The organism is Alloalcanivorax dieselolei B5 (assembly GCF_000300005.1).
Lineage (GTDB): Bacteria > Pseudomonadota > Gammaproteobacteria > Pseudomonadales > Alcanivoracaceae > Alloalcanivorax > Alloalcanivorax dieselolei.
In genome coordinates, this window is sequence record NC_018691.1 from 4116611 (window position 1) to 4137124 (window position 20514).

At 61.9% G+C, this 20514-nt stretch carries 18 protein-coding genes; 4 read left to right on the forward strand and 14 right to left on the reverse strand.

Features of this window, described 5'->3' with window-relative positions:
• Nucleotides 1-82: 82 nt before the first annotated feature.
• Nucleotides 83-1708, reverse strand: coding sequence for an NAD+ synthase (locus B5T_RS18335; protein ID WP_014996026.1), 1626 nt, complete (start codon nucleotides 1706-1708; stop codon nucleotides 83-85).
• A gap of 366 nt (nucleotides 1709-2074) precedes the next feature.
• Between B5T_RS18335 and B5T_RS18340 the strand changes: the two genes are divergently transcribed.
• From B5T_RS18340 to B5T_RS18350, 3 genes are read left to right on the forward strand one after another with little or no spacing between them, the layout of a single operon-like run.
• Nucleotides 2075-2335, forward strand: a complete 261-nt coding sequence (locus B5T_RS18340; protein ID WP_014996027.1) for a PP0621 family protein — start codon at nucleotides 2075-2077, stop codon at nucleotides 2333-2335.
• A gap of 19 nt (nucleotides 2336-2354) precedes the next feature.
• Nucleotides 2355-3938 (forward strand): ATP-binding protein, encoded by a 1584-nt coding sequence (locus B5T_RS18345; RefSeq protein ID WP_014996028.1) that lies wholly within the window; start codon nucleotides 2355-2357, stop codon nucleotides 3936-3938.
• Nucleotides 3939-3940: 2 nt separating this feature from the next.
• Complete coding sequence (locus B5T_RS18350) at nucleotides 3941-5320, forward strand: sigma-54-dependent transcriptional regulator (protein ID WP_041717118.1); 1380 nt, start codon at nucleotides 3941-3943, stop codon at nucleotides 5318-5320.
• On the opposite strand, the gene B5T_RS18355 is transcribed toward B5T_RS18350, so the two are convergent.
• Nucleotides 5293-6378, reverse strand: a complete 1086-nt coding sequence (locus tag B5T_RS18355; RefSeq protein WP_014996030.1) for an NAD(P)/FAD-dependent oxidoreductase — start codon at nucleotides 6376-6378, stop codon at nucleotides 5293-5295. The genes B5T_RS18350 and B5T_RS18355 overlap by 28 nt on opposite strands.
• A 128-nt stretch (nucleotides 6379-6506) precedes the next feature.
• On the opposite strand from B5T_RS18355, the gene B5T_RS18360 reads away from it, so the two are divergent.
• A complete protein-coding gene (locus B5T_RS18360) occupies nucleotides 6507-6995 on the forward strand; it encodes a GspH/FimT family protein (RefSeq protein WP_041717119.1) in 489 nt (162 codons plus the stop codon).
• 33 nt (nucleotides 6996-7028) lie between these two features.
• Here the strand turns inward: B5T_RS18360 and B5T_RS23775 are convergent, their stop codons facing one another.
• The 12 genes from B5T_RS23775 to murJ all read right to left on the reverse strand — a co-directional run bounded on the left by B5T_RS23775 (nucleotide 7029) and on the right by murJ (nucleotide 20415).
• Nucleotides 7029-7448: a type IV pilin protein gene (locus B5T_RS23775; RefSeq protein WP_051015541.1), complete on the reverse strand. Its 420-nt coding sequence runs from the start codon at nucleotides 7446-7448 to the stop codon at nucleotides 7029-7031.
• Nucleotides 7445-10387, reverse strand: a complete 2943-nt coding sequence (locus B5T_RS18370) for a PilC/PilY family type IV pilus protein (RefSeq protein WP_014996033.1) — start codon at nucleotides 10385-10387, stop codon at nucleotides 7445-7447. The genes B5T_RS23775 and B5T_RS18370 overlap by 4 nt, the downstream gene beginning before the upstream one ends.
• A 21-nt stretch (nucleotides 10388-10408) precedes the next feature.
• A complete protein-coding gene (locus B5T_RS18375; RefSeq protein WP_041717121.1) occupies nucleotides 10409-10960 on the reverse strand; it encodes a pilus assembly PilX family protein in 552 nt (183 codons plus the stop codon).
• Nucleotides 10960-11748, reverse strand: coding sequence for a PilW family protein (locus tag B5T_RS18380; RefSeq protein ID WP_014996035.1), 789 nt, complete (start codon nucleotides 11746-11748; stop codon nucleotides 10960-10962). The genes B5T_RS18375 and B5T_RS18380 overlap by 1 nt, the downstream gene beginning before the upstream one ends.
• Nucleotides 11745-12266 (reverse strand): type IV pilus modification protein PilV, encoded by a 522-nt coding sequence (gene pilV, locus B5T_RS18385; RefSeq protein WP_014996036.1) that lies wholly within the window; start codon nucleotides 12264-12266, stop codon nucleotides 11745-11747. Before pilV ends, B5T_RS18380 begins: the two co-directional genes overlap by 4 nt.
• Nucleotides 12267-12274: 8 nt before the next feature.
• Nucleotides 12275-12754: a GspH/FimT family pseudopilin gene (locus B5T_RS18390; protein WP_014996037.1), complete on the reverse strand. Its 480-nt coding sequence runs from the start codon at nucleotides 12752-12754 to the stop codon at nucleotides 12275-12277.
• 169 nt (nucleotides 12755-12923) lie between these two features.
• Nucleotides 12924-13859: a 4-hydroxy-3-methylbut-2-enyl diphosphate reductase gene (gene ispH / locus B5T_RS18395; RefSeq protein WP_014996038.1), complete on the reverse strand. Its 936-nt coding sequence runs from the start codon at nucleotides 13857-13859 to the stop codon at nucleotides 12924-12926.
• 150 nt (nucleotides 13860-14009) lie between these two features.
• Nucleotides 14010-14480: an FKBP-type peptidyl-prolyl cis-trans isomerase gene (gene fkpB / locus B5T_RS18400; RefSeq protein ID WP_014996039.1), complete on the reverse strand. Its 471-nt coding sequence runs from the start codon at nucleotides 14478-14480 to the stop codon at nucleotides 14010-14012.
• Complete coding sequence (gene lspA, locus B5T_RS18405; RefSeq protein WP_014996040.1) at nucleotides 14470-15015, reverse strand: signal peptidase II; 546 nt, start codon at nucleotides 15013-15015, stop codon at nucleotides 14470-14472. The genes fkpB and lspA overlap by 11 nt, the downstream gene beginning before the upstream one ends.
• Nucleotides 15008-17824 carry an isoleucine--tRNA ligase gene (gene ileS / locus B5T_RS18410; protein WP_014996041.1) on the reverse strand — a complete coding sequence of 939 codons (2817 nt, stop codon included), beginning with the start codon at nucleotides 17822-17824 and terminating at the stop codon, nucleotides 15008-15010. Before ileS ends, lspA begins: the two co-directional genes overlap by 8 nt.
• A complete protein-coding gene (gene ribF / locus B5T_RS18415; protein ID WP_014996042.1) occupies nucleotides 17821-18753 on the reverse strand; it encodes a bifunctional riboflavin kinase/FAD synthetase in 933 nt (310 codons plus the stop codon). The genes ileS and ribF overlap by 4 nt, the downstream gene beginning before the upstream one ends.
• A 75-nt stretch (nucleotides 18754-18828) precedes the next feature.
• A complete protein-coding gene (gene murJ / locus B5T_RS18420; RefSeq protein WP_014996043.1) occupies nucleotides 18829-20415 on the reverse strand; it encodes a murein biosynthesis integral membrane protein MurJ in 1587 nt (528 codons plus the stop codon).
• Nucleotides 20416-20514 lie beyond the last annotated feature (99 nt).

Sequence of the window (20514 nt, forward strand, 5' to 3'; positions counted from 1 at the left end):
CGGGGGGGGGGGGGGGGTCGACCCTCTCCCCTCAAGGGAGAGGGGAGCTAAAAACACCCCTCTCTTACCGTAATCGGTCTTTCTAATCCCCCGGCCGCCAGCCATTGGTGATCGGGTAGCGCCGATCCTTGCCAAAAGCCCTGCGGCTGACTCTCGGCCCCACCGCCGACTGGCGGCGCTTGTATTCATTGCGGTCGGTCAGGCGTACCACCCGATACACCACGTCCCGGTCGAAACCGGCGCGGATCACCGCTTCGGCGCTCATATCCTGTTCCACATAGCGCTCCAGAATGGCATCCAGCTCGTCGTAGTCGGGCAGCGAATCTGAATCCACCTGATCCGGAGCCAATTCCGCGGACGGCGGCCGGTCGATCACCCGCTGCGGAATGATCTCGGTGCCGGCCTTCTGGTTACGCCAGCGGGCAACGCGGAACACCCAGGTCTTGAATACGTCCTTGAGCACCGAGAAGCCACCGGCCATATCGCCATAGAGAGTGGCGTAGCCCACCGCCATTTCGCTCTTGTTGCCGGTGGTGAGCACGACGGAGCCGCCCTTGTTGGAGAGCGCCATCAGCAGTACGCCGCGACAGCGGGCCTGGAGATTTTCCTCGGTGGTGTCGGTATCGAGCCCGGCGAACGGTTCCGCCAGGATGTCCATGAAGCCATTGAAGGCTGGCTCGATCGGCAGTACCCGGTATTTTACCCGCAACGCCCGGGCCTGCCTCTCGGCGTCCTCGATGCTCATCGCGGAGGTATAACGGAACGGCATCATCACCGCTTCCACCCGCTCCGGGCCCAGGGCGTCCACCGCCACCGCCAGCGTCAGAGCGGAATCGATGCCGCCCGACAGCCCCAGCAGGGCCCCTTTGAAACCGTTCTTGTTGACGTAATCGCGCACCGCCAATACCAGCGCCCGATACATGCTCTCCTCACCCACCGGCACCGGCAGCACTTCGCCTCTGACCGCCAGCACGGCCCCTTCGCCGCTCAGATCCACCGGCACCAGGCCTTCCTCGAAACTGGCGCCCTGCAGACACAGGTGCCCGGCTCCGTCCACGGCGAAGGAAGCGCCATCGAACACCAGCTCATCCTGACCGCCCACCATGTTGCAATAGAGCACCGGCAGTCCGGTTTCCCGGGCACGGGCGGCCACCTGCTCGAAGCGTTCCTCCGGCTTGCTGGCGCGGAACGGCGAGGCATTCAGATTGATAATGGCATCGGCGCCGGCTTCCGCCGCGGCGGCGGCCGGCCCGGCGTACCAGATGTCCTCACAAATGGTGATGCCCAGTTGCAACCCCTTGAACTCGAACACCACGGCGCTGTTACCGGGCTGAAAGTAGCGTTTCTCGTCAAACACCCGGTAATTAGGCAAACATTGCTTGAAGTACTCGTGACGAGGCCCCTCGTCACCGGGATAAAGCACACCGGCGGCGTTGCGGCGCACACCATTGCGCACCGCCGGATAGCCGATGATCACAGGCACCTCCACAGCGGCACCGATGGTGGCCAGAGCGTCGTCGATACGCCGGTTGAGGCTGGGCCTCAGTAACAGATCCTCCGGTGGATAGCCGGTCAGCATCAGTTCCGGAAAGATCACCAGTTCCGCCCCCAACAGGGTGCGGGCCTCACGGGCGGCATCGATTACCGCCCGCGCATTGCCTTCGATATCGCCCACCAGCGGATTGCGCTGGGCCATCACTATTCGCATAGGAAGCATGCCTTCATCATGTCCGGGCCCCGGCGGCCACCCTGCCCGCCACCTTGGGCCGATCTCTTTCCTCTCGGCTGCGCTGATTGTACTCTGTAGCCGGCCAGGTTACATAAGAGCCTGCTCAAGGCCTGTTTAAAGTTTCCGCGCCACCGCACCGGAGTTCTTTTTCCTTACTGTATCCGGCCCTCTCCGGGTATCCAGGTTAGCGGCTTTCAGCATCTGGTAACGTGTTCGGCGACATTCAACGGTATGGAAACGCGAAACAAGTTCCAAAGCACGCCCGAAAGCACGGGGATTCGGGCCAGAGTCAAGCAAAGGCTTACCGGGACAACAAGCCGGTGAGTGATTTACGGGGAGACAGGAATGGGGCTGATCAAGCTGGTGATACTGGCCGCGCTGATTTACGTGGTCTGGCGCGTGGTTATGGGGATCTCCGCCAATCATGCCGCCCGCGGACGCGATCCGCGCCGCTCCTCTCGCACCATCGACAGCGAGCGCATGGTCAAATGCCATCTGTGCGGGGTGCATGTACCGGAAGCCGAAGCCTTCCGCCACCACTCGCTGGACTTCTGCTCCCGCGAACACCGCCGCGAATACCTGGAACACCAGGAAAGCGGCGACTGACCCGGAAACGACGCTCATCATGACCACGCCTCACGATCAGGCCGGCCTTCCCTGGCCACCTCCCGGACAGCGCTGGACCCCGGTGCGCATTTACAATGTCTACCGCATTGCCATCGCCTCGGTGTTGCTGATCCTCCACTACACCCACCAGCAGCCTTCGCTGGGCCAGCATCTGCCGCTGCTGTTCGAATTCACCATGATGGCCTATCTGGCCCTGATTCTGGTCTCCACCGTGCTCGAATACAGCGAACGCCTGCCGCGCCCCAATTGGGCGCAGCCATTCGCCTTGATCGTCGACGTTATCGCCCTGGGGCTGGTGGTGCACGCCAACGGTGGCCTCGAGGGGGGACTGGCGGTACTGCTGCTGATTACGGTGGCGGCGGGCAATATTCTGCTGCGCGGCCGCATGGGTTTTCTGATCGCCGCCCTGGCGACACTGACGGTCATGTACGAGCAATTCTATTTCGCCACTCAATCCGGCGAGCGGGATCCATTTTCGCTGACCGAGTCCGGCCTGCTCGGCATTGCCTTTTTCATGGTCTCGGTGATCATTCAGCAGATCGCCACGCGGCTGGAGCGCAGTGAGACCATCGCCGCCGACCAGCAGGTGGCGCTGGATCGGCTGGAAGCCCTGAATGAGCAAATCGTCCAGCGTATGCGCACCGGGATTCTGGTATTCGACCGCCACGGGCGCATTCTGCAGTCCAACCCCTCGGCGGATAATGCTTTCGCCACGGCCATGAGCGGCCAGCTGTTACCCGAGCCGTTGCGGCAACGCCACCAGGCCTGGCGCCAGGCGCCCCACATTCTGCCGCCGCCATTGCGCGCCTCGAAGCAGTCGCCGGAGCTGTCCGCGCGCTTCGCGCCCCTGGATACCAGCCACGAGCAGTTGACCCTGGTGTTTCTCGAGGACACCGCGCGCATCGCTCAGGAGGCGCAGCAGTTGAACCTGACTTCCCTGGGGCGTCTGTCCGCCACCCTGGCCCACGAGATCCGCAATCCGTTGAGCGCGATCAATCACGCCACCGAGTTACTGCGCGAGGATGCCGGCGATGACAGCGACCGCCGTCTGCTCGATATGGTGCGTACCCACGTACAACGGGTGGACGGCATCATCTCGGATGTGTTGGACTTGTCACGGCGACCACGGGGCCAGGCACAGAGACTGGTCCTCAAGGACGTTCTCGCGGAGGTCGCCGCGAATTGCCATGAAGACCGCAAGACGCGCCTGCAAATGGACTTGGCCACCGATACCGAGCTGCGTTTTGATCGCGGCCAGCTGATTCAGATTCTCGATAATCTGATCGGCAATGCTTTTCGACATGGGGGGGAACAGGTCCGGGTACGCGTGACCCACGGAGTGCACTCAAAAACCCGATTGCCCTGGATCGCGGTCAGCGATGACGGGCCGGGCATCGGCGAGGAACAGGCGCGGCATTTGTTCGAGCCGTTCTTCACCACGCACGCCAAAGGAAACGGTCTCGGTCTGTTCGTGTGCCAGCAACTGTGCCAGGCCAATCAAGCCAGTCTCAGCCATGAACCGGCTGATCATGGCGCTTGCTTCGTGATTACCTGCGCACATCCGGATAGACAGTTCCAATAACGATGAATGACATAATTCCGCGTGTTTTGGTTGTGGACGACGAGGCGGACCTGCGGGAACTTCTGGTCATCACCCTGGGGCGGATGAAACTGGAAGCGACGGCCGCGGACTCCCTGGCCGCCGCCCAGCGTCTGCTGGATCGTGACACCTTTCATCTGTGCCTGACCGATATGAACCTCGGCGACGGCTCCGGTTTACAGCTGATCCGCTACGCGGCGGAAAAAGCGCCGGACCTGCCCATCGCGGTACTCACCGCATTCGGCAATATGGAGACCGCCACCGAAGCGATGAAACTGGGGGCCTACGATTTCATCGCCAAACCCGTCTCACTGGACCGGCTGCGGCAGCTGATACAGGACGGCCTCGGCATCAGCCGCCATGGCGCCACCGACAGCAGTAGTGGCGAAGGCGATGGCCTGATTGGCCAGTCGTCGGCCATGCAGCATTTGCGACGGCAAATCCGCAAGCTGGCACGCAGCCAGGCGCCGATCTACATCAGCGGCGAATCCGGCAGCGGCAAGGAAAAAGTGGCGCGTCTGATTCACACGCTGGGGCCGCGCGGCGAGCACCCTTTCGTCGCCGTGAACTGCGGCGCCATCCCCTCCGAACTGATGGAAAGTGAATTCTTCGGTCACCGCAAGGGCAGTTTCACCGGTGCCGTGGAAGACCGCAAAGGTCTGTTCCGGGAAGCGGACGGAGGCACCCTGTTTCTCGATGAAGTGGCGGATCTGCCGCTGCACATGCAGGTCAAGCTGCTGCGCGCGATTCAGGAAAAGACCGTGCGGCCGGTGGGCGAGTCACGGGAGTTCAGCGTCAACCTGCGTATTCTCTGCGCCACCCACAAGGATCTCAGCGAGGAGATGCAGGCGGGTCGCTTCCGTCAGGACCTTTACTACCGTCTGAACGTCATCGAGGCACACGTGCCGCCGCTGCGCGAGCGCCTGGACGACGTTCCGGCGCTGGTTGACCACATCCTCTCCCGACTCGGCATCGCCTGGGACACCACGCCGCCCACACTCGGCGACGGCACTCTGGCGGCGCTGCGCGAGTATCCGTTTCCCGGCAACGTGCGAGAGCTGGAGAATGTACTGGAGCGGGCCATGACCCTGTGTGATGGCAACGTCATCGAACCGGCGCATCTGCGGCTGCCCAGCCAGGCCAGCAGCGGCGATGCACCCAGCCAAGGCGGCAGCCGTGATCCGGCGTTGCCGCTGGAGGAGTATCTACAGGACATCGAGCGGCAGGAAATTCTCAAAGCACTGGACGCCACCCACTGGAATCGCACCGCCGCCGCCAAGAAGCTGGGGATGACGTTCCGCTCGCTGCGTTACCGCTTGAAGAAACTGGCCCTGGATCAGGAAGAGGAGGAAGGCAGCGCGTAAAGCGCCGGATCCAGATGGGGGCGCTCGCCACTCATCAGTGCCGCCAGCAGCGCGGCGCTGGCCGGCGCCGACACCAGACCATTGCGATAGTGTCCCAGCGCGGCGTAGACCCCCGGCACACCGGGCACTTCCCCCAGATACGGCCAGTCCCGGCCACAGCCGGGGCGCACGCCTGCCCAATGACTTACCGGCCGTTCGCCGGCCAGAGCCGGCAACAGCGAAGCCGCCATTTTCTCCAGCGCCCAGCGCCCCGGCACCGTGGGATAGTGGCTGTCGTCACCGTCCTTCAGTGTTGAACCCGCCAGCACGGCGCCGTCGGCACGGGGAATCAGATACCCCTGCTCGGTCAACAACACGGTCGGCACCCGCCCCGGCGCCAACCGATAGAGCAGCATTTCTCCCTTGGAAGGAAACAGCGGCAAATCCAGCCCGAGCGGCCTCAGCAATCGCGGGCTCCACATGCCGGCACTGATCAGAACACGAGGCGCCCGGCATTCCCGGCCATCGGCCAGCGCTACTGACGCCCCGCCTCCGGCACGTGGCGACACCGATACCGCCGGCGTTGCTTCAAACGTCACCCCACGGGCCGACAGACAGGCACGCAACGCCTTGAGAATACGGGGATTACGTAAATTACTCAGGGTCGGAAACCACACCCCATCCCGGTCGGTGGCTTCCGGCATCCGCTGGGACAGGCGCTCCGCCGAGCAGGGAAGCCGCCAGCGGCGCGCCCAGGCCATGGCGTCGGCACGCTCCTGCTCCGTTTCCACCGCCACCCACAGGCCGCTTTCGTTGAGGTCCTCGTCCACCAGCCCGGCCCGTCCACGCAACCGCGTGATCAGGTTGCGATAGCGCTCCGGCGCATCCACCGTCAGCAGATTCATGGCGTCGGGATAGCGCCAGGCGTACAACGGCGACAGGATCCCGCCGCCAGCCCAGGAGGCCGGCGGAAAGCGGGCCGGCGCGTCGATGACGGTGACCCGGCAACCCCGGTCGGTGAATTCCAAAGCACTTAACAATCCGACGATACCGCCGCCGACGACGAGCAAATCAGCCATAGCAATCAGGGAATATGGACTACAGAAAGAAGAGCAACAGTAGCACAAAGGCCACCTTGCCGGGACGGTAAACTGGCCTCTTGTTGCCACACATCAAAGGCCAGGATGGCCACCGGAGGGACAAGGACGTGCGTGGATTCACACTGGTGGAACTACTGATCACACTGACGCTGCTGGCGCTCCTGTTAAGCGCTGGCGTTCACTGGCAAAAAGAGGCGCTGCCCCGGCATCGGGTGGTGTCGGCCAGCAACCAGGTTCTGGGCCTGATCCACTACGCCCGGGCCGAGGCACTGACGCGGGGACCGATCTATTTATGCGACGGCAACAGCCATTGTGACCGCTTCCAGACAACCTCTTCACTGCTGTTGGCGCGGGACCGGGATGGCATTGCCGCTGTCACCGATGATGACGTGTTCCATCGCCTTGATCTGCCCGAGGGCACCACCCTTACCTGGCGCCGCTTCCGCGGCACCGCGTTGCGTTATGAACGGCGCGGCAACCTGTATTACCAGAACGGCAGCTTCGTCATCTGCAACCAGGGGCAGGGGCGACGCATCGTCATGTCGGTGATGGGCACTGCTCGCATCGAACCAATCAGCGGCGGCGACTGCCTTTAGCAGGCGGACCGTGATCCCGCCGCTTTCATCTGCTCACCGCTCCCAGCTGGAAGTGGCGCTGGGAGTGCAATCCCCGCCTTTCACCCAGCAGGTCTGCCCTTCGCTGTTGAGCTTGAGATTGCCATCCCCCTCCATACCCGCCCCGGAGCGGGGCGTGGCGGTGACCAGATAGCTCTGATGATCATTGCTGGTGGCCACCTGGACGCTATAATAGACATCCCCGGCCAGACCTCCGGCCGTTGCGCCGTCATAGGAAAAATGGCGGGCCCGATAGGTTTCCAGCGACGCCGCCAGGTCCATCAGCTTGCCCTGGTATTCCGCCCGGCGTGTACTACGCACCTGCTCGGTGTAGCTCGGGTAAGCGATGGCGGCGAGGATCGCCACCACCACCACCACGATCATCAGTTCGATCAGCGTGAAGCCGGCCATGGGATTCCGAGTCATTCGGTTCATGGTGTCGTCCCCCCTTGCTCAGGCGGGAAGTAAGCGTTGGCGTCGTTCTTTTCCATGGGGTACCAGCGGCGCTTGCGGAACAGATTGTAGTTCATGCCGTCATCGCCAATAAACTCCAACCCCACGTTAAAGGACACGCCACTGCCATCCTCATCATCGCCGCCGCCGCCGTCACCATCACCGCCGCCCCCGCCGGTAATCACCGGCACCACGCCCGGCGGGATCGCCGAGGTAATCAGCTTGGTGCCGTCCCAGGAGGCCTCGCCATCGTTGGTGAAGGATTCCGGCTCCCCGGTGATCATGTTCGCCCGATAGGCGTAAGCCTCACCGTAACGCACCACACAGGGATCATCGTCCTGGTCCGCATTGGTGGGAACGTAAGTGGTGAACATCACCGAGTTCTGATAAATGCTCGGGGAGGCCATTACCTTTTCACCGGAATTCAGGAAGGTCACGTACCATCCCTTCGAGGACGCGGACGGGTCGCTGCTACGGGCATTGTGCAGCTCACTCATGGTAATCACGTCGGGTTGATTGGTATTTTTAAAAGTGCCGTCCGCGAACATAAAGAAGCCTTCCTCGGTGTCCTCGTCCAGGGGGTGAGCCCGGTAGCCGGAACCGACGGCCACATACAGCGTCTCCTGCAAGCCATCTCGCACATAACCAATGGCCGGCGCTTCATAGAACCGGCGGTGTTCACTGTCACCGAAATTGGCCAACCGCACCACGCCTTTCACCAGGGAACCGGCGCCATCGTTGTTATTGTCAAGATTGACCCGGAACACCTGTCCGCCAAGGTCGGCGAAGTAAAGGTGATCCGCCAGGCCATCCAGCCGGCCGTTCTTCAGATCCACCACGGCGATGCCTCCCGGCACCGACCATTTCATGCTATCCACGGTGGTATGAGCGACGCCGGCATTGGCGTCGGCGCCGGCGGACCAGATCAGGTCGCCAGTTTCCGCGTCGACCATATAAATAGCGTTGCCGACACTGTCCTTCGCCGCCCGCTGACCGGCGGTATCATGATGCTCGGCGTCGTAGCCACCACCAAACACCAGTACCGTTTTCACCTCACCGTCAATACGCACCCGGGTGATGGTCGGCGTGGACCAGGTCTGCCCCAGTCGATCGAACCCGCTACTGGCATTGGCTCCGCTCTCATCCTTACCCTGGATCCGCCACATCAGTTCCGGGCTGTCTATGGACGACACATCCAGACCGTAATAGGCGTTTCCGCCCCGGCGCATGCCTGCGAAGATCCACACCTTGTCGGCATCGCCATTCTCCTTGGCGGTGCGATACGCCACCCACGAACCATCCATGCCGTAGGGGTCACGAATATTGTCTTCCCGCAAATCAGGAGAGCGGACAAAATCGTACGCTTTCTTGAGCATGCGGTCCGGCATGAAAGTGAATTTTTCACGGCCATCATCGGTATCGATGGCGTGCAACATGCCGCCATTGGTGGAGACGAACAGATAGTTGGTCTGTCCGTCCACGTCATTGGCGTCGGCACCCAGTTCATAGTTCACCAGCAACGGCACACTATGCATGGGGTCGGCCCAGAGGCGCTTCAACGCATCGTGGACTTTCAACTTGGTGTCGAATTCCGCTACCGGGTCGTTGTCTGGAATCCCCATCTGGGCGGGCTGCAGAATGTTTTCCACACGATTCTCGGTGAGCCATTCGCCGCCACCGTTGTCGCTGTTATTGCCCACGTAGATCTTGCGGTCCTGATATTGATCGTTTCTACCGCGAGCACCGCCTTTGGTGACATCCGGGCCGTCCGCTTCCGTGGGGGTCCAATAACTCCAGGCCGAATCGCGGAAATAACCGGTGCTGCCATCCACCGCGGAGGAACCATTCTTGTCCACGACTTCGCGGCCGTCCTTGCGGTAACGTTTCAGATTGCCGGGCCAGACCGAATTTTTAGAAGGCTTGAAAACGGCATAGTAAAGTTGATTCAGGTGCTCCAGCCGGTTGTTCTGGTTTACCGCCACGCCCGGTGATGTGATGGTCTGGGAGTCTTCCGCTATGAGGTTGAGAATGTCGTTGAACTCGGCGGCCAGTTGCTCCGCGTCGTTGGCAAGACGGACCCTTTCCGTGCCACCGGCAACAGCCACTGACGTCATGTTCCTTACTTGGGATGAGGTCTCACTGACACCAAAGGCCACCTGCCAGGTCTTTACCGCACGCTCCTGACTATTGCTTTCGCTAGCCAGCCACCCGGCCAGTTGTTCCTGACAACTGTACGAACCGTTGCAATACCCTCCCGCGATATTTCTAACCGAATCGTAGTCGCTGTCCTGAGTCGGATCACCGTCGGTCATAACAATGATGTGGTTGCTTTCGCACTGGTTATTTATATTCATCGGTGACTGATAGCTATCATCGCTGACCCAACGGCACCCACCATACCCGCATTCCCATTTCAGGTTCACCGCGGTTTTCGGTTCGTTTTCGCTGGCTTCCCCGTAAACAGCGTAAGTGCTGGGACTGAGCCCCATCATGTAGCGGGCCATCTCCGAATACGCCTCCATGGTGGGGGTATTCGATGTGCCGGAGAGGCCATTGACCAGGGACTTGACCTCGCCGCGAGCGGTGCTGTCCATATCGCTGACCGGATAGAACACATAGCCGCCATAACCATTGCGATCATAGCCGCCATTGAACTTGCCAACGCCCACGCGAACCCCTTCACCCAGCCCATCGATAACCTGGGTGAAGGCGGTTTTCAATTGCGACATTTTGGTCGGACTGCCCTGCTCCATACTTCCCGAAGTATCGATCAGGAACAGTACGTTGGCGATCTGTTCGTTCTCATCGTTGCCGACACCGGCGCGGGAGAAATAGATTTCCGTGTCGTCCGCGTAAAGCGGCGTCGGCGCCAACAACAGCGCAACCAGTAACAGGCCTGACTTGAAAATATTCTCGAGCATGACTCCCCCCCCAGCTCGTGCTTAGTTGTCCGTGTCCACGTTAAAGTCGGACGACGACACCATCCCGCGTTTCAGCGCTTCCAGCATGTGATGGTTGTTCACTGAAAAGTCATCGATCTCCGCTTCACCAAGAATCTCAAAGGTGAAATCGACCACCAGCGTATTGTTGCCGGACATACTCAACTGCCCTCCGGAAACCGCCCTCATTCCCTCCTGACGAATCCGGGATCCGGCGCGCACCAGCCCCCTTGAGTCCATACGGTCCGCACTGACGCAAGCCCGGGATGCCGCGGTCGCCGCTCCCCCCACCAAACAGCGCTGTCCCACCGACCCGGTCAGAAACGGCTGTAGTTGCGCGCTGCTCATGCCATACAAACTGGTAAAGGCTTCGTTCACCGCCGATTCCGCCCCTTCAAACGCCATTGCGTCCACCTGGGTACCGGTGGCGATTTTGCTGCTGAACATACTGGTCTTCATGGCGGTGATGCCCAGGATCGAGACGATCACCAGAATCATCAGAGCCACCAGAAGAGCGGCCCCACGCTGCGAACGATAGTGTGTTATCGGCATCATCAGATCACATCCCAGGGGTAGTTCCGGATAGCGACGGTGGAAAAGAACTGGCGACGCAGCGTTCTGCCCGCACTGACGTCCACTTCCTGATCCAGTATGTAAAAGGTCTGATCCTGGTCATCGCCGCCCAGCACCGGCAGATCGGCTTCCATCAGCAAACCGATCTTCACCGCCACGATCCGGCTTTGATCCACATTGGCGCCGGCCAGCACTTCGTCGGCTCGCAGATACTGAGAAGCGAAGGGAATACCGTCGGTGCTTTGATCCACGCCATAGAGCACTTGAAAGCTCTTTATCCCCCGCAACAACACCACGCCGGCGGAGCTGCCACTCTGGTTACCACGACAGTAAAGTTCGTCGCCGTTATCACCTCCCACCCAGTAGGTGTTGACGATCTCCTTTACGCCAGTCCCACCATTCCCCTGACAGTCCTGTTCGCCATGGTAGGCAAGAGTGAGGCGATCGTTGTCACTACCACCATCATCACCGGGAGGAATGGCGGAACCGCCGGTCACTGCACTACTGGCATCCAGAATAATGCCCGGAATAAAAGTGGCGGCAACGTCGTCACTCATATTGCCCGCCAGACGCACGTCCTGGTTGATAAAGCGCATGGCCAGATCACCCTGTTCCTGTATCCGGGCCATGTTCTGTTGCAGCGAGAACGTCCGTTGGTTGGTGGAAAACAGAGAAATCGCGGCACCGGTAATAATCAGCCCCAGCACCATGGCCACCATGAGTTCCACCAGGCTGAAGCCGGTCTGCTGATGTGTGCCAAGCCGCCTCATCGTGTCACCTCCATCACCACGCATTTGGCGCTGTCATCGGTATTGATGTCGCCACCATCGACACAGCCATCCAGCGCCTGATCTCCCCAGGCCACCACCACGCAACTGGTCAGCGTGGAACCGCTGTCACAGGGCTGCACCCGGATCTTGCCGGCAGGCAGCAGGTTGCCGGCCTGCCAGCGCAGGGTATTGCGGTCCCAGGCCGACATCTGATCGCTATCGCAACTGCTTGCCATGCAGTCCGGGTTGGAAGGCGGTGCCTCGCCCAAGGCACCGGCACCGGTATTCCAGCTGTTTTCCTGAAGGTAGGTGGAGCGGGCTTGCGGATTGGCGATGATGCGTTCCAGAGCATCCCGGGCCAGTGCCGTGGCCTGGGAACGAATATTGGCGTCCTCGGTGCTCTTCAGGGCATTGAGCTGCAACCCGGCATAACCGAGCACGCCGATGGCCAGTACCAGCAGTGCCACCAGAATCTCCACCATGCCGACGCCGCTTTGTCGTTTTCGGGAAATGTGCATGGTGCCCCCTAACTGCAGGTCAGCGGTTTGTTTTGAAGATCGCCGAAGCGGCCCAGGGAGATTTCCCGGCCGGTCTCGCCGGCTCGGTCGTCACACACCTGAAAGACGGCGTCATTGCCCACCCGACCGGAGCGATCGAATAGCAGTTCGGTCAAGCCATTGTTTTCCATGACGCTGACGCCTTCCCCGGCGGAAAAGGTCTGGTTCTGCTCCACGGCGCCGGCGCCGTAATCCAGCTCCCAGCCGTTGCTCCAGTCCGCCGGAGATCCCAGCGGTTTCAGCTTGACGTCACGACGGGAACTCACCGCCTGGGAACGGGCGGTATTAAGCGCGGTGATCAGATCCGAAGTGGTGGAGCGCAGCGCATTGCTGGCGATGACGTTCTGAAATGACGGCACGGCGATGGCCAGCAGAATGCCCGCCACCACGATCCCCAGCATCAATTCGATGATGGTGAAACCGCCGTTTTCCCCACGAGTGCCGATCACGTCTTCCCCCAAATAAGCGAACTCGGTGTCGACACTCTAGCGATTGTAAAACGGGCGACAAGCACGCTCGGACAAGCGGTCGCCTGCCTGTACCGAACGGCTCAGGGGCTTGAGAAAATCAGGGTTTTATATGTGACGAAGTTCACACAAAAAAAGCGCAAACCTTTTTTCAGGCGCGCAATGCCTTGGGCATGGAGAAGCTGATGTTCTCCTCGCGGCCGGGGATTTCCTCCGCGCTTTCACCACCCAGCTCGCGCAACCGGCTGACCACCTGATGCACCAGTTCTTCAGGGGCGCTGGCGCCCGCGGTGACGCCAACGGCTTTCTTGCCCTGCAACCAGGCGGCGTCGATCATGGCCGGATTATCCAGCAGGTACGCCTCGGTACCGCAGCGCTCCGCCAGTTCCTTCAGGCGATTGGAATTGGAGCTGTTCACCGAGCCCACCACCAGAACCAGGTCACACTCCAGCGCCAGCTGACGCACCGCGTCCTGGCGGTTGGTGGTGGCGTAGCAGATATCCTCGCGTTTGGGACCGAGGATATTGGGGAAACGCGCCCGCAAGGCATCGATGATACGGGCGGTGTCGTCCACGCTGAGCGTGGTCTGGGTGACGAACGCCAGATAGTCCGGGTCGGCGACGTCCAGCGTGGCCACGTCGTCTTCGCTTTCCACCAGGTACATCCGCCCTCCCTTGGAGGTGTCGTACTGTCCCATGGTGCCTTCCACTTCGGGGTGGCCGGCATGGCCAATAAGCACCGCTTCCCGCCCTTCGCGGGCATAACGGATGACTTCCATATGCACTTTTGTGACAAGAGGACAGGTGGCGTCGAACACTTTCAGAGCCCGCTGCTCGGCCTCTTCCTGCACCTCCCGGGAGACACCGTGGGCACTGAAAATAACGATGGCGTCGTCGGGCACCTCATGCAGCTCCTCGACGAAAACCGCACCCCGGTCGCGCAATCCGTCCACCACGAAGCGGTTGTGCACCACCTCATGACGCACGTAAACCGGCGGCCCGAACACGTCCAGGGCACGGTTGACGATGGCGATGGCGCGATCGACGCCGGCACAGAAACCACGGGGATTGGCGAGACGGATATCCATAAGAGCCAGTTTACAGTTGATAGTGGACAGTTGATAGCTGAAACACGCGAGAGGGAACCAACGCAACTGAACTCAAAGAGGCCGCGCCCGCAGGTCCTGGCTTAGCCTCTTTGAATTTGGTTTTCGCTGTCAACTGTCCACTATCAACTGTCAACTGAGCTTCACCGTTTGCTCCGGAGCATCGTGTTCGACACGGACGATCTCCACTTCGAAGGTCAGTTCGCGGCCGGCCAGGGGGTGGTTGAAATCCACCGTCACCCATTGCTCATCCAGGGCGGAGACCACGCCAGGCAGTTCGGCCCCGGCGGCGTCGGCGAAGTTCATCACCGTGCCCACTTCCATGCCATCGGGAGCGGCAAAGGTGTCACGGCGGAAATGCTGCACGTTCTGCTCGTTGTACTCACCAAACCCCGACTGGGCATCGATGAAGACACTGCGCCGGTCACCGGCTTTGAGGCCCAGAATGGCGCGCTCGAAACCGGGTAACAAGGAGCCGTCACCCCAGACAAAAGAGGCCGGTTCGCCACCGAAAGTACTGTCCATCTCCGTACCGTCCATCAGGCGCACGGCGAAATGCAGGGTAATGCGGGTTTGCGGCCCGACACGCAGCTCATCGTTCATGGCGGCCACGCCCTCCCACGATCATGTCGAGAATGATCAGGCCGGCACCGATGGTGATGGCGGTATCGGCCAGATTGAACGCCGGAAAGTGCCAGCCAGCCCAATGGAAATCGAGGAAATCCACCACATGGCCCAGCACGATCCGGTCATACAGGTTACCCAGAGCGCCGGCCAGAATCAGTGCCAGCCCCGCGCCTTGCAAACGCTCATCGCGAAGCCGCGCCAGCCAGACCAGAATCAGCGCGGACGCCCCCAGCGCCACCAGCGTGAAGAACCAACGCTGCCAGCCACCGGCCTCGGCCAGGAAACTGAACGCGGCACCGGTGTTATAGGCCAGAGTGAGGTTAAAGAACGGCAGCACTTCCAACCGCTCGAACAAGTCGAAGCGAGCCACCACCATATGCTTGGTAATCTGGTCCAGGGCAATGACCAACGCGGTCAGCCAGAGCCAGCCGAGTTGCCCCGGCAGCCTCCTGGCACCGCTCTTCGTCATGTTCACGTTGTCCGCATCACGGCCGCCGCCAACGTCATGCATAGGAGCGCTCCTCGCCGGGGCCATCCACATTGCTGATGCAACGGCCACACAGTTCCGGATGTTCGGCATGGCTGCCCACGTCCTCGCGATGATGCCAGCAGCGGGCGCATTTGCTGTGGGCGGACGCCACCACCTGCACCTTGAGCCCTTCCACGGCACTGGCCTCGAGCCCTTCCGGCGCTTCCGACAGCGGCTTGAGGGTGGCGGTGGAGGTGATGGTGACGAAACGTAATTCCTCGCCCAGTTGCTCCAGCAATGCCCGCAGTTCCGGAGTCACGAACAAGGTGGCCTCGGCGGCCAGATTGGCGCGCAATTCCTTGCGGTTGCGCGCTTCTTCGATGGCTTTGTTCACCGCCTGCTTGACCGCCTGGACCTGTTCCCAGAACGCCATGCCCATGGCCTCGTCACCGGCCAGCGGGAACAGACCGTCGAACCAGGTGGTGAGGAACACGGATTCGGGACGATCGGCGCCGGGCAAGTGTTCGAAGATTTCCTCGGCGGTGAAGCTGAGGATCGGCGCCATCCAGCGCACCAGCGCCTGGGCGATCAGATAAAGCGCGCTCTGGCAGGAGCGGCGCGCCACCGAGTCTTCCCGGGTGGTGTACTGGCGGTCCTTGATGATATCCAGATAAAAGCCGCCCAGTTCCAGCGCACAGAAATGGTGCAGACGCTGATAGACCAGATGGAACTGATAGCTTTCGTACAGCTCGCGCAGTTCCTCTTGCAGCTGCGCGGTGCGAGCCACGGCCCAGCGGTCCAACGCCAGCATATCCTGCGGCGCCACCTGGTGCCGGGCCGGATCGAAACCGTTCAGGTTGGACAGCAGGAAACGGGCGGTATTACGAATCCGCCGGTAGCTGTCCGCCACCTGTTTGAAGATGGTCTTGGAGACCGTCATCTCACCGCGATAATCGGTGGAGGCGATCCACAGACGCAGGATATCGGCGCCCAGATCGTTCCATACTTCCTGGGGCGCGATGGTATTGCCGAGAGACTTGGACATCTTCCGGCCCTGCTCGTCCACGGTGAAGCCGTGAGTAAGCACACTCTTGTAGGGGGCCTTGCCGCGCATGGCGACGCTGGTGAGCAGCGAGGACTGGAACCAGCCGCGATGCTGGTCCGACCCTTCCAGATACAGGTCCGCCGGCACCGTCAGTTCCGGGCGCTGCTCGAGCACGGAGAAATGGGTGGTGCCGGAGTCGAACCAGACGTCAAGCACGTCGGTGACCTTGGTATAGCGTTCGGCGTCCGCGCCGAGCAGTTCCGCCGGGTCCAGCTCGAACCACGCCTCGATACCGTTCTGCTCCACCCGTTTCGCCACCTCCTCGATCAGACGCGGCGTTTCCGGATGCGGCTCGGAGGTGTTGCGGTCAACGAACAGGGCAATCGGCACGCCCCAGGTACGTTGCCGCGAGATGCACCAGTCCGGGCGGTCGCGCAACATGCCCTCGATGCGGGCCTTGCCCCAGTCCGGAATCCATTGCACCTGATCCACCTCGGCGCGGGCCTGCTCCAGCAGATCCCCTTTTTCCATGGCGATGAACCATTGGGCGGTGCTGCGGAAAATGATCGGCGTCTTGTGGCGCCAGCAATGCGGGTAGCTGTGCGTGATGGTCTGCAACGCCATTAACGCATCGGCGGCTTCCAGGGCCTCGATCACCGGCCCGTTGGCCTTGTTCACATGCAAGCCGCCGACCAGCGGCAGATCGGCGCGGAACACGCCGTTGTCCTGTACCGGGGAATCCACTTCCAGGCCATAACGCTGGCCCACCAGGAAATCGTCCTCACCGTGTCCCGGCGCGGTATGCACACAGCCGGTACCGGCGTCGGTGGTGACGTGTTCGCCGAGCACCACCGGCACCTGGCGTTCCAGGAACGGATGCGCCAACACCAGGTTTTCCAGCACCTGCCCCTGGAACACCGCGGAGCGGGTCACCTCTTGCAGATCAAAGCGTTCGATCACCGCGTCGGCCAGGGCCTCGGCCACCACCAGTTGGCGGCGCTTGCCGTTCTGGGTGCCGTCCAGCAGTACATACTCCAGCTCCGGATGCACTGCTACCGCCTGGTTGGCGGGCAACGTCCAGGGCGTGGTGGTCCAGATCACCAGGGCCGGCTGCTCCGCCGACACGCCGGAGCGGGCAGCGAAGTCCGCCGGGTCCACCACGGCGAAGGCGACGTCGATGGCCGGAGACTTCTTGTCCTGGTATTCCACTTCCGCTTCCGCCAGGGCGGAGGCACAATCCAGGCACCAGTGCACCGGCTTGAAGCCTTTGGTAAGCAGGCCCTTGTCGACGATCTTGCCGAGTGCGCGAATGATGTTCGCCTCGGTGTCGTAGTTCATGGTCAGGTAGGGATGCTCCCAATCCCCGAACACGCCCAGGCGGATGAAATCCGCTTTCTGCAGCTCCAGCTGCTCGGCGGCGTAGGACCGGCATTCCTCACGGAAGGTGCGCGCGTCCACTTTGTGGCCGGCTTTGCCCACCCTTTGCTCCACCTTGTGCTCGATGGGCAGCCCATGGCAGTCCCAGCCGGGCACATAGGGCGCATCGAAGCCCTCCAGGCCACGGGCTTTGACGATGATGTCCTTGAGCACCTTGTTGATGGAGTGGCCAATGTGAATCACGCCATTGGCGTAGGGAGGACCATCATGCAGCACGAACTTGGGCCGACCCTCGGCGGCGGCCCGCATCTTGCGATACAGGTTAATTCGACCCCACTGCTCCAGCCGCTGGGGTTCACGCTGGGCCAGACCCGCCTTCATCGGGAAGTCGGTGTGGGGAAGATTCAGTGTCGCCTTGTAGTCGGTCATGATGTCCCTTGGAAATAGGTTTCGACTTGTTGCACATCCCGCTGAATCGCGGCTTTCAGTTCATCCAGGCTGGCGAACTTCTCTTCCGGGCGCACGAAGTGATGAAAGTGCACCGTCAGGTGAGCGCCATACAGATCCCCCTGAAAATCCAGCAGATGGACCTCCAGGCGGTTTTCCACGCCATTGACCGTGGGCCGGGTACCCACATTGGCCGCGCCGGGCTGGCCTTCGAGGCCCGCCCCGTCCACCGTCACCGCATAGATGCCCTGCACCGGCGGGACCTGCCGCTTGAGCGCCAGATTCACCGTGGGCAGTTGCAAGGTCCGGCCGATCTTGTCGCCGTGACGGACCCGGCCGCTGATGTCATAGGGACGACCCAGCAGTTGCTCCACCAAGGCGAAGTCACCGGCCGCCAGCGCCGAGCGCACCCGGGTACTGGATACTCGCTCACCGGTCATCTGACAGGTGGCGGTATCGCAAACCTGAAACCCGAACCGCTCGCCGGCCTGTTCCAGATAGGCAAAATCTCCCACCCGGCCGCGGCCGAAGCGGAAATCGTCCCCGACCACCAGATACTCGACGGCGAGACCATCGACCAGGATGTCACGGACAAATTGTTCGGCTTCCAGGTTACGGAAGGCGTCATTGAAACGCACGCACAGCACCTGATCGACGCCGTAACGGGCCAGGGTGATCAGCTTGTCGCGCAGATTCATCAAACGGGCCGGCGCTTCATCACCGAGGAAGAACTCCTGCGGCTGCGGCTCGAACAACATCACCGTGGCCAGAGCGCCACGGGCCCGGGCTTCGGCTACCACCTTGTCCAGGATGCGCTGATGTCCACGGTGCACACCATCGAAATTGCCGATAGTGGCCACACAGCCACGGTGCGCCGGCCTTAAATTGTGCACGCCACGAATCAGTCGCATTCGGTCCTCACTGCCCGCCTCCGTCGGCGGCCCATTGGCCATGCCCCAGAGGTAAAAGAGGGCAGATTATAGGAATCATCGGCGCAAGTGGCGAGGCCTGAGGCCAAGAACCAGCAGCACCAGGCCATAAACCGCCAGCCCGGCCACCACCACCAGGGCGAGCCAGCCCACTCTTTCACTCACCCCGCCGACCAGCCAGACGCCGGCGCGCTCCGCCAGCAGCCAGGTCACCGCCGCCATGGCAAGCCCCGCCACCAGCATCCGTGCCCAGTGCCAGCCCCAACCATCACCGGGACGATATACCCCGGAACGGCGCAGCCCGAGATACAGCAGACCGGCGTTGAGCCAGGCGGACAGCGCCGTGGCCAGGGCCAGCCCGGCATGCTGCAGATGCCAGACCAGCGCCAGATTAAAGACCATGTTGGCGATCATGGCGATGATGCCGATCTTGACCGGGGTGCGGGTATCCTGCCGGGCGAAATAGCCCGGCGCCAGGATTTTGATCAACATGAAGGCCGCCAGCCCCAGGCTGTAGGCGCGCAGCGACCGCGCCGCCATCTCCACGTCCCGAACGCCGAACTCACCGTGCCGGAACAAGGTCGACAACAGCGGCTCGGCCAGCACCGCCAACGCCAGAGCCGCCGGAATCCCCAACAGCAGAACCAGGCGCAACGCCCAGTCCAGGGTTCGCGAGAAAGCTTCGGTGGAGGCGGAGGCGTGCTTGGCGGACAGGCTGGGCAGGATCACCGTGCCAATGGCAATGGCCAGCACTCCCAACGGCAGTTCCACCAGGCGATCAGAGTAATACAGCCAGGTCACCGAACCGGTCTGCAGCAGCGACGCCAGCACCGTGTCCAGCAACAGGTTGATCTGGCTGACCGACACCCCGAACAGGGCCGGCGCCATCAGCGCCAGAATGCGCCGCACTCCGGGGTCACGCCAGGCCATACGGGGTACCGGCAGCAGATGCAGACGGGCCAGGAACGGCAACTGGAACAGCAATTGTACGACGCCGGCAACCAGCACACCCCAGGCCAGCGCCACGGCCATGCGCCCCTCGGCGAAATGAGGCGCCAGAAACAGAGCGCTGCCGATCAGACACAGATTCAACAACACCGGAGTAAAGGCCGGCACCGCGAAACGGCTCCAGGTGTTCAGCAAGGCCCCGGCAAAGGCGGTAAGCGCAATAAAGAACAGGTACGGGAAAGTCAGCCGCAGCATTTCCACCGCCAACGCCCGTTTTTGCGGATCGTCACCAAAACCGGGGGCAAACAGCCAGATCAGCAACGGCGCGCCCACCACCCCGACCAGCGTCACCACCGCCAGGGTGCCACCGAGAGTACCGGCCACCCGATCGATCAGGGCCTTGGTGGCGGCGGCGCTGCCACGCGCCTTATACTCGCTGAGTACCGGCACGAAAGCCTGATTGAAGGCTCCCTCGGCGAACAGCCGGCGCAGGAAATTGGGGATCCGGAAGGCCACGAAGAACGCGTCGGTGCCGGCGGAGGAGCCCAGCAGACGGGCCAGCACCACGTCCCGGACCAGCCCAAGCACCCGGGAGAGCATGGTCATGGCGCTGACCACCACGGTGGACGCCAGCAAACCGCCCTTTCTGCCCGGTTCAGGCGCGCCGGCTTCGCCTTGATCCGCCCGTTGCTCCATTCATGGTCTCCCTAAGAGCCTGATCAGCCTCAAAAATCGTCGAGAGCGGGTTTCGACGTCGCGGCAGCGACAATCCGCGGAGAGGCCGCCCCCTGGACG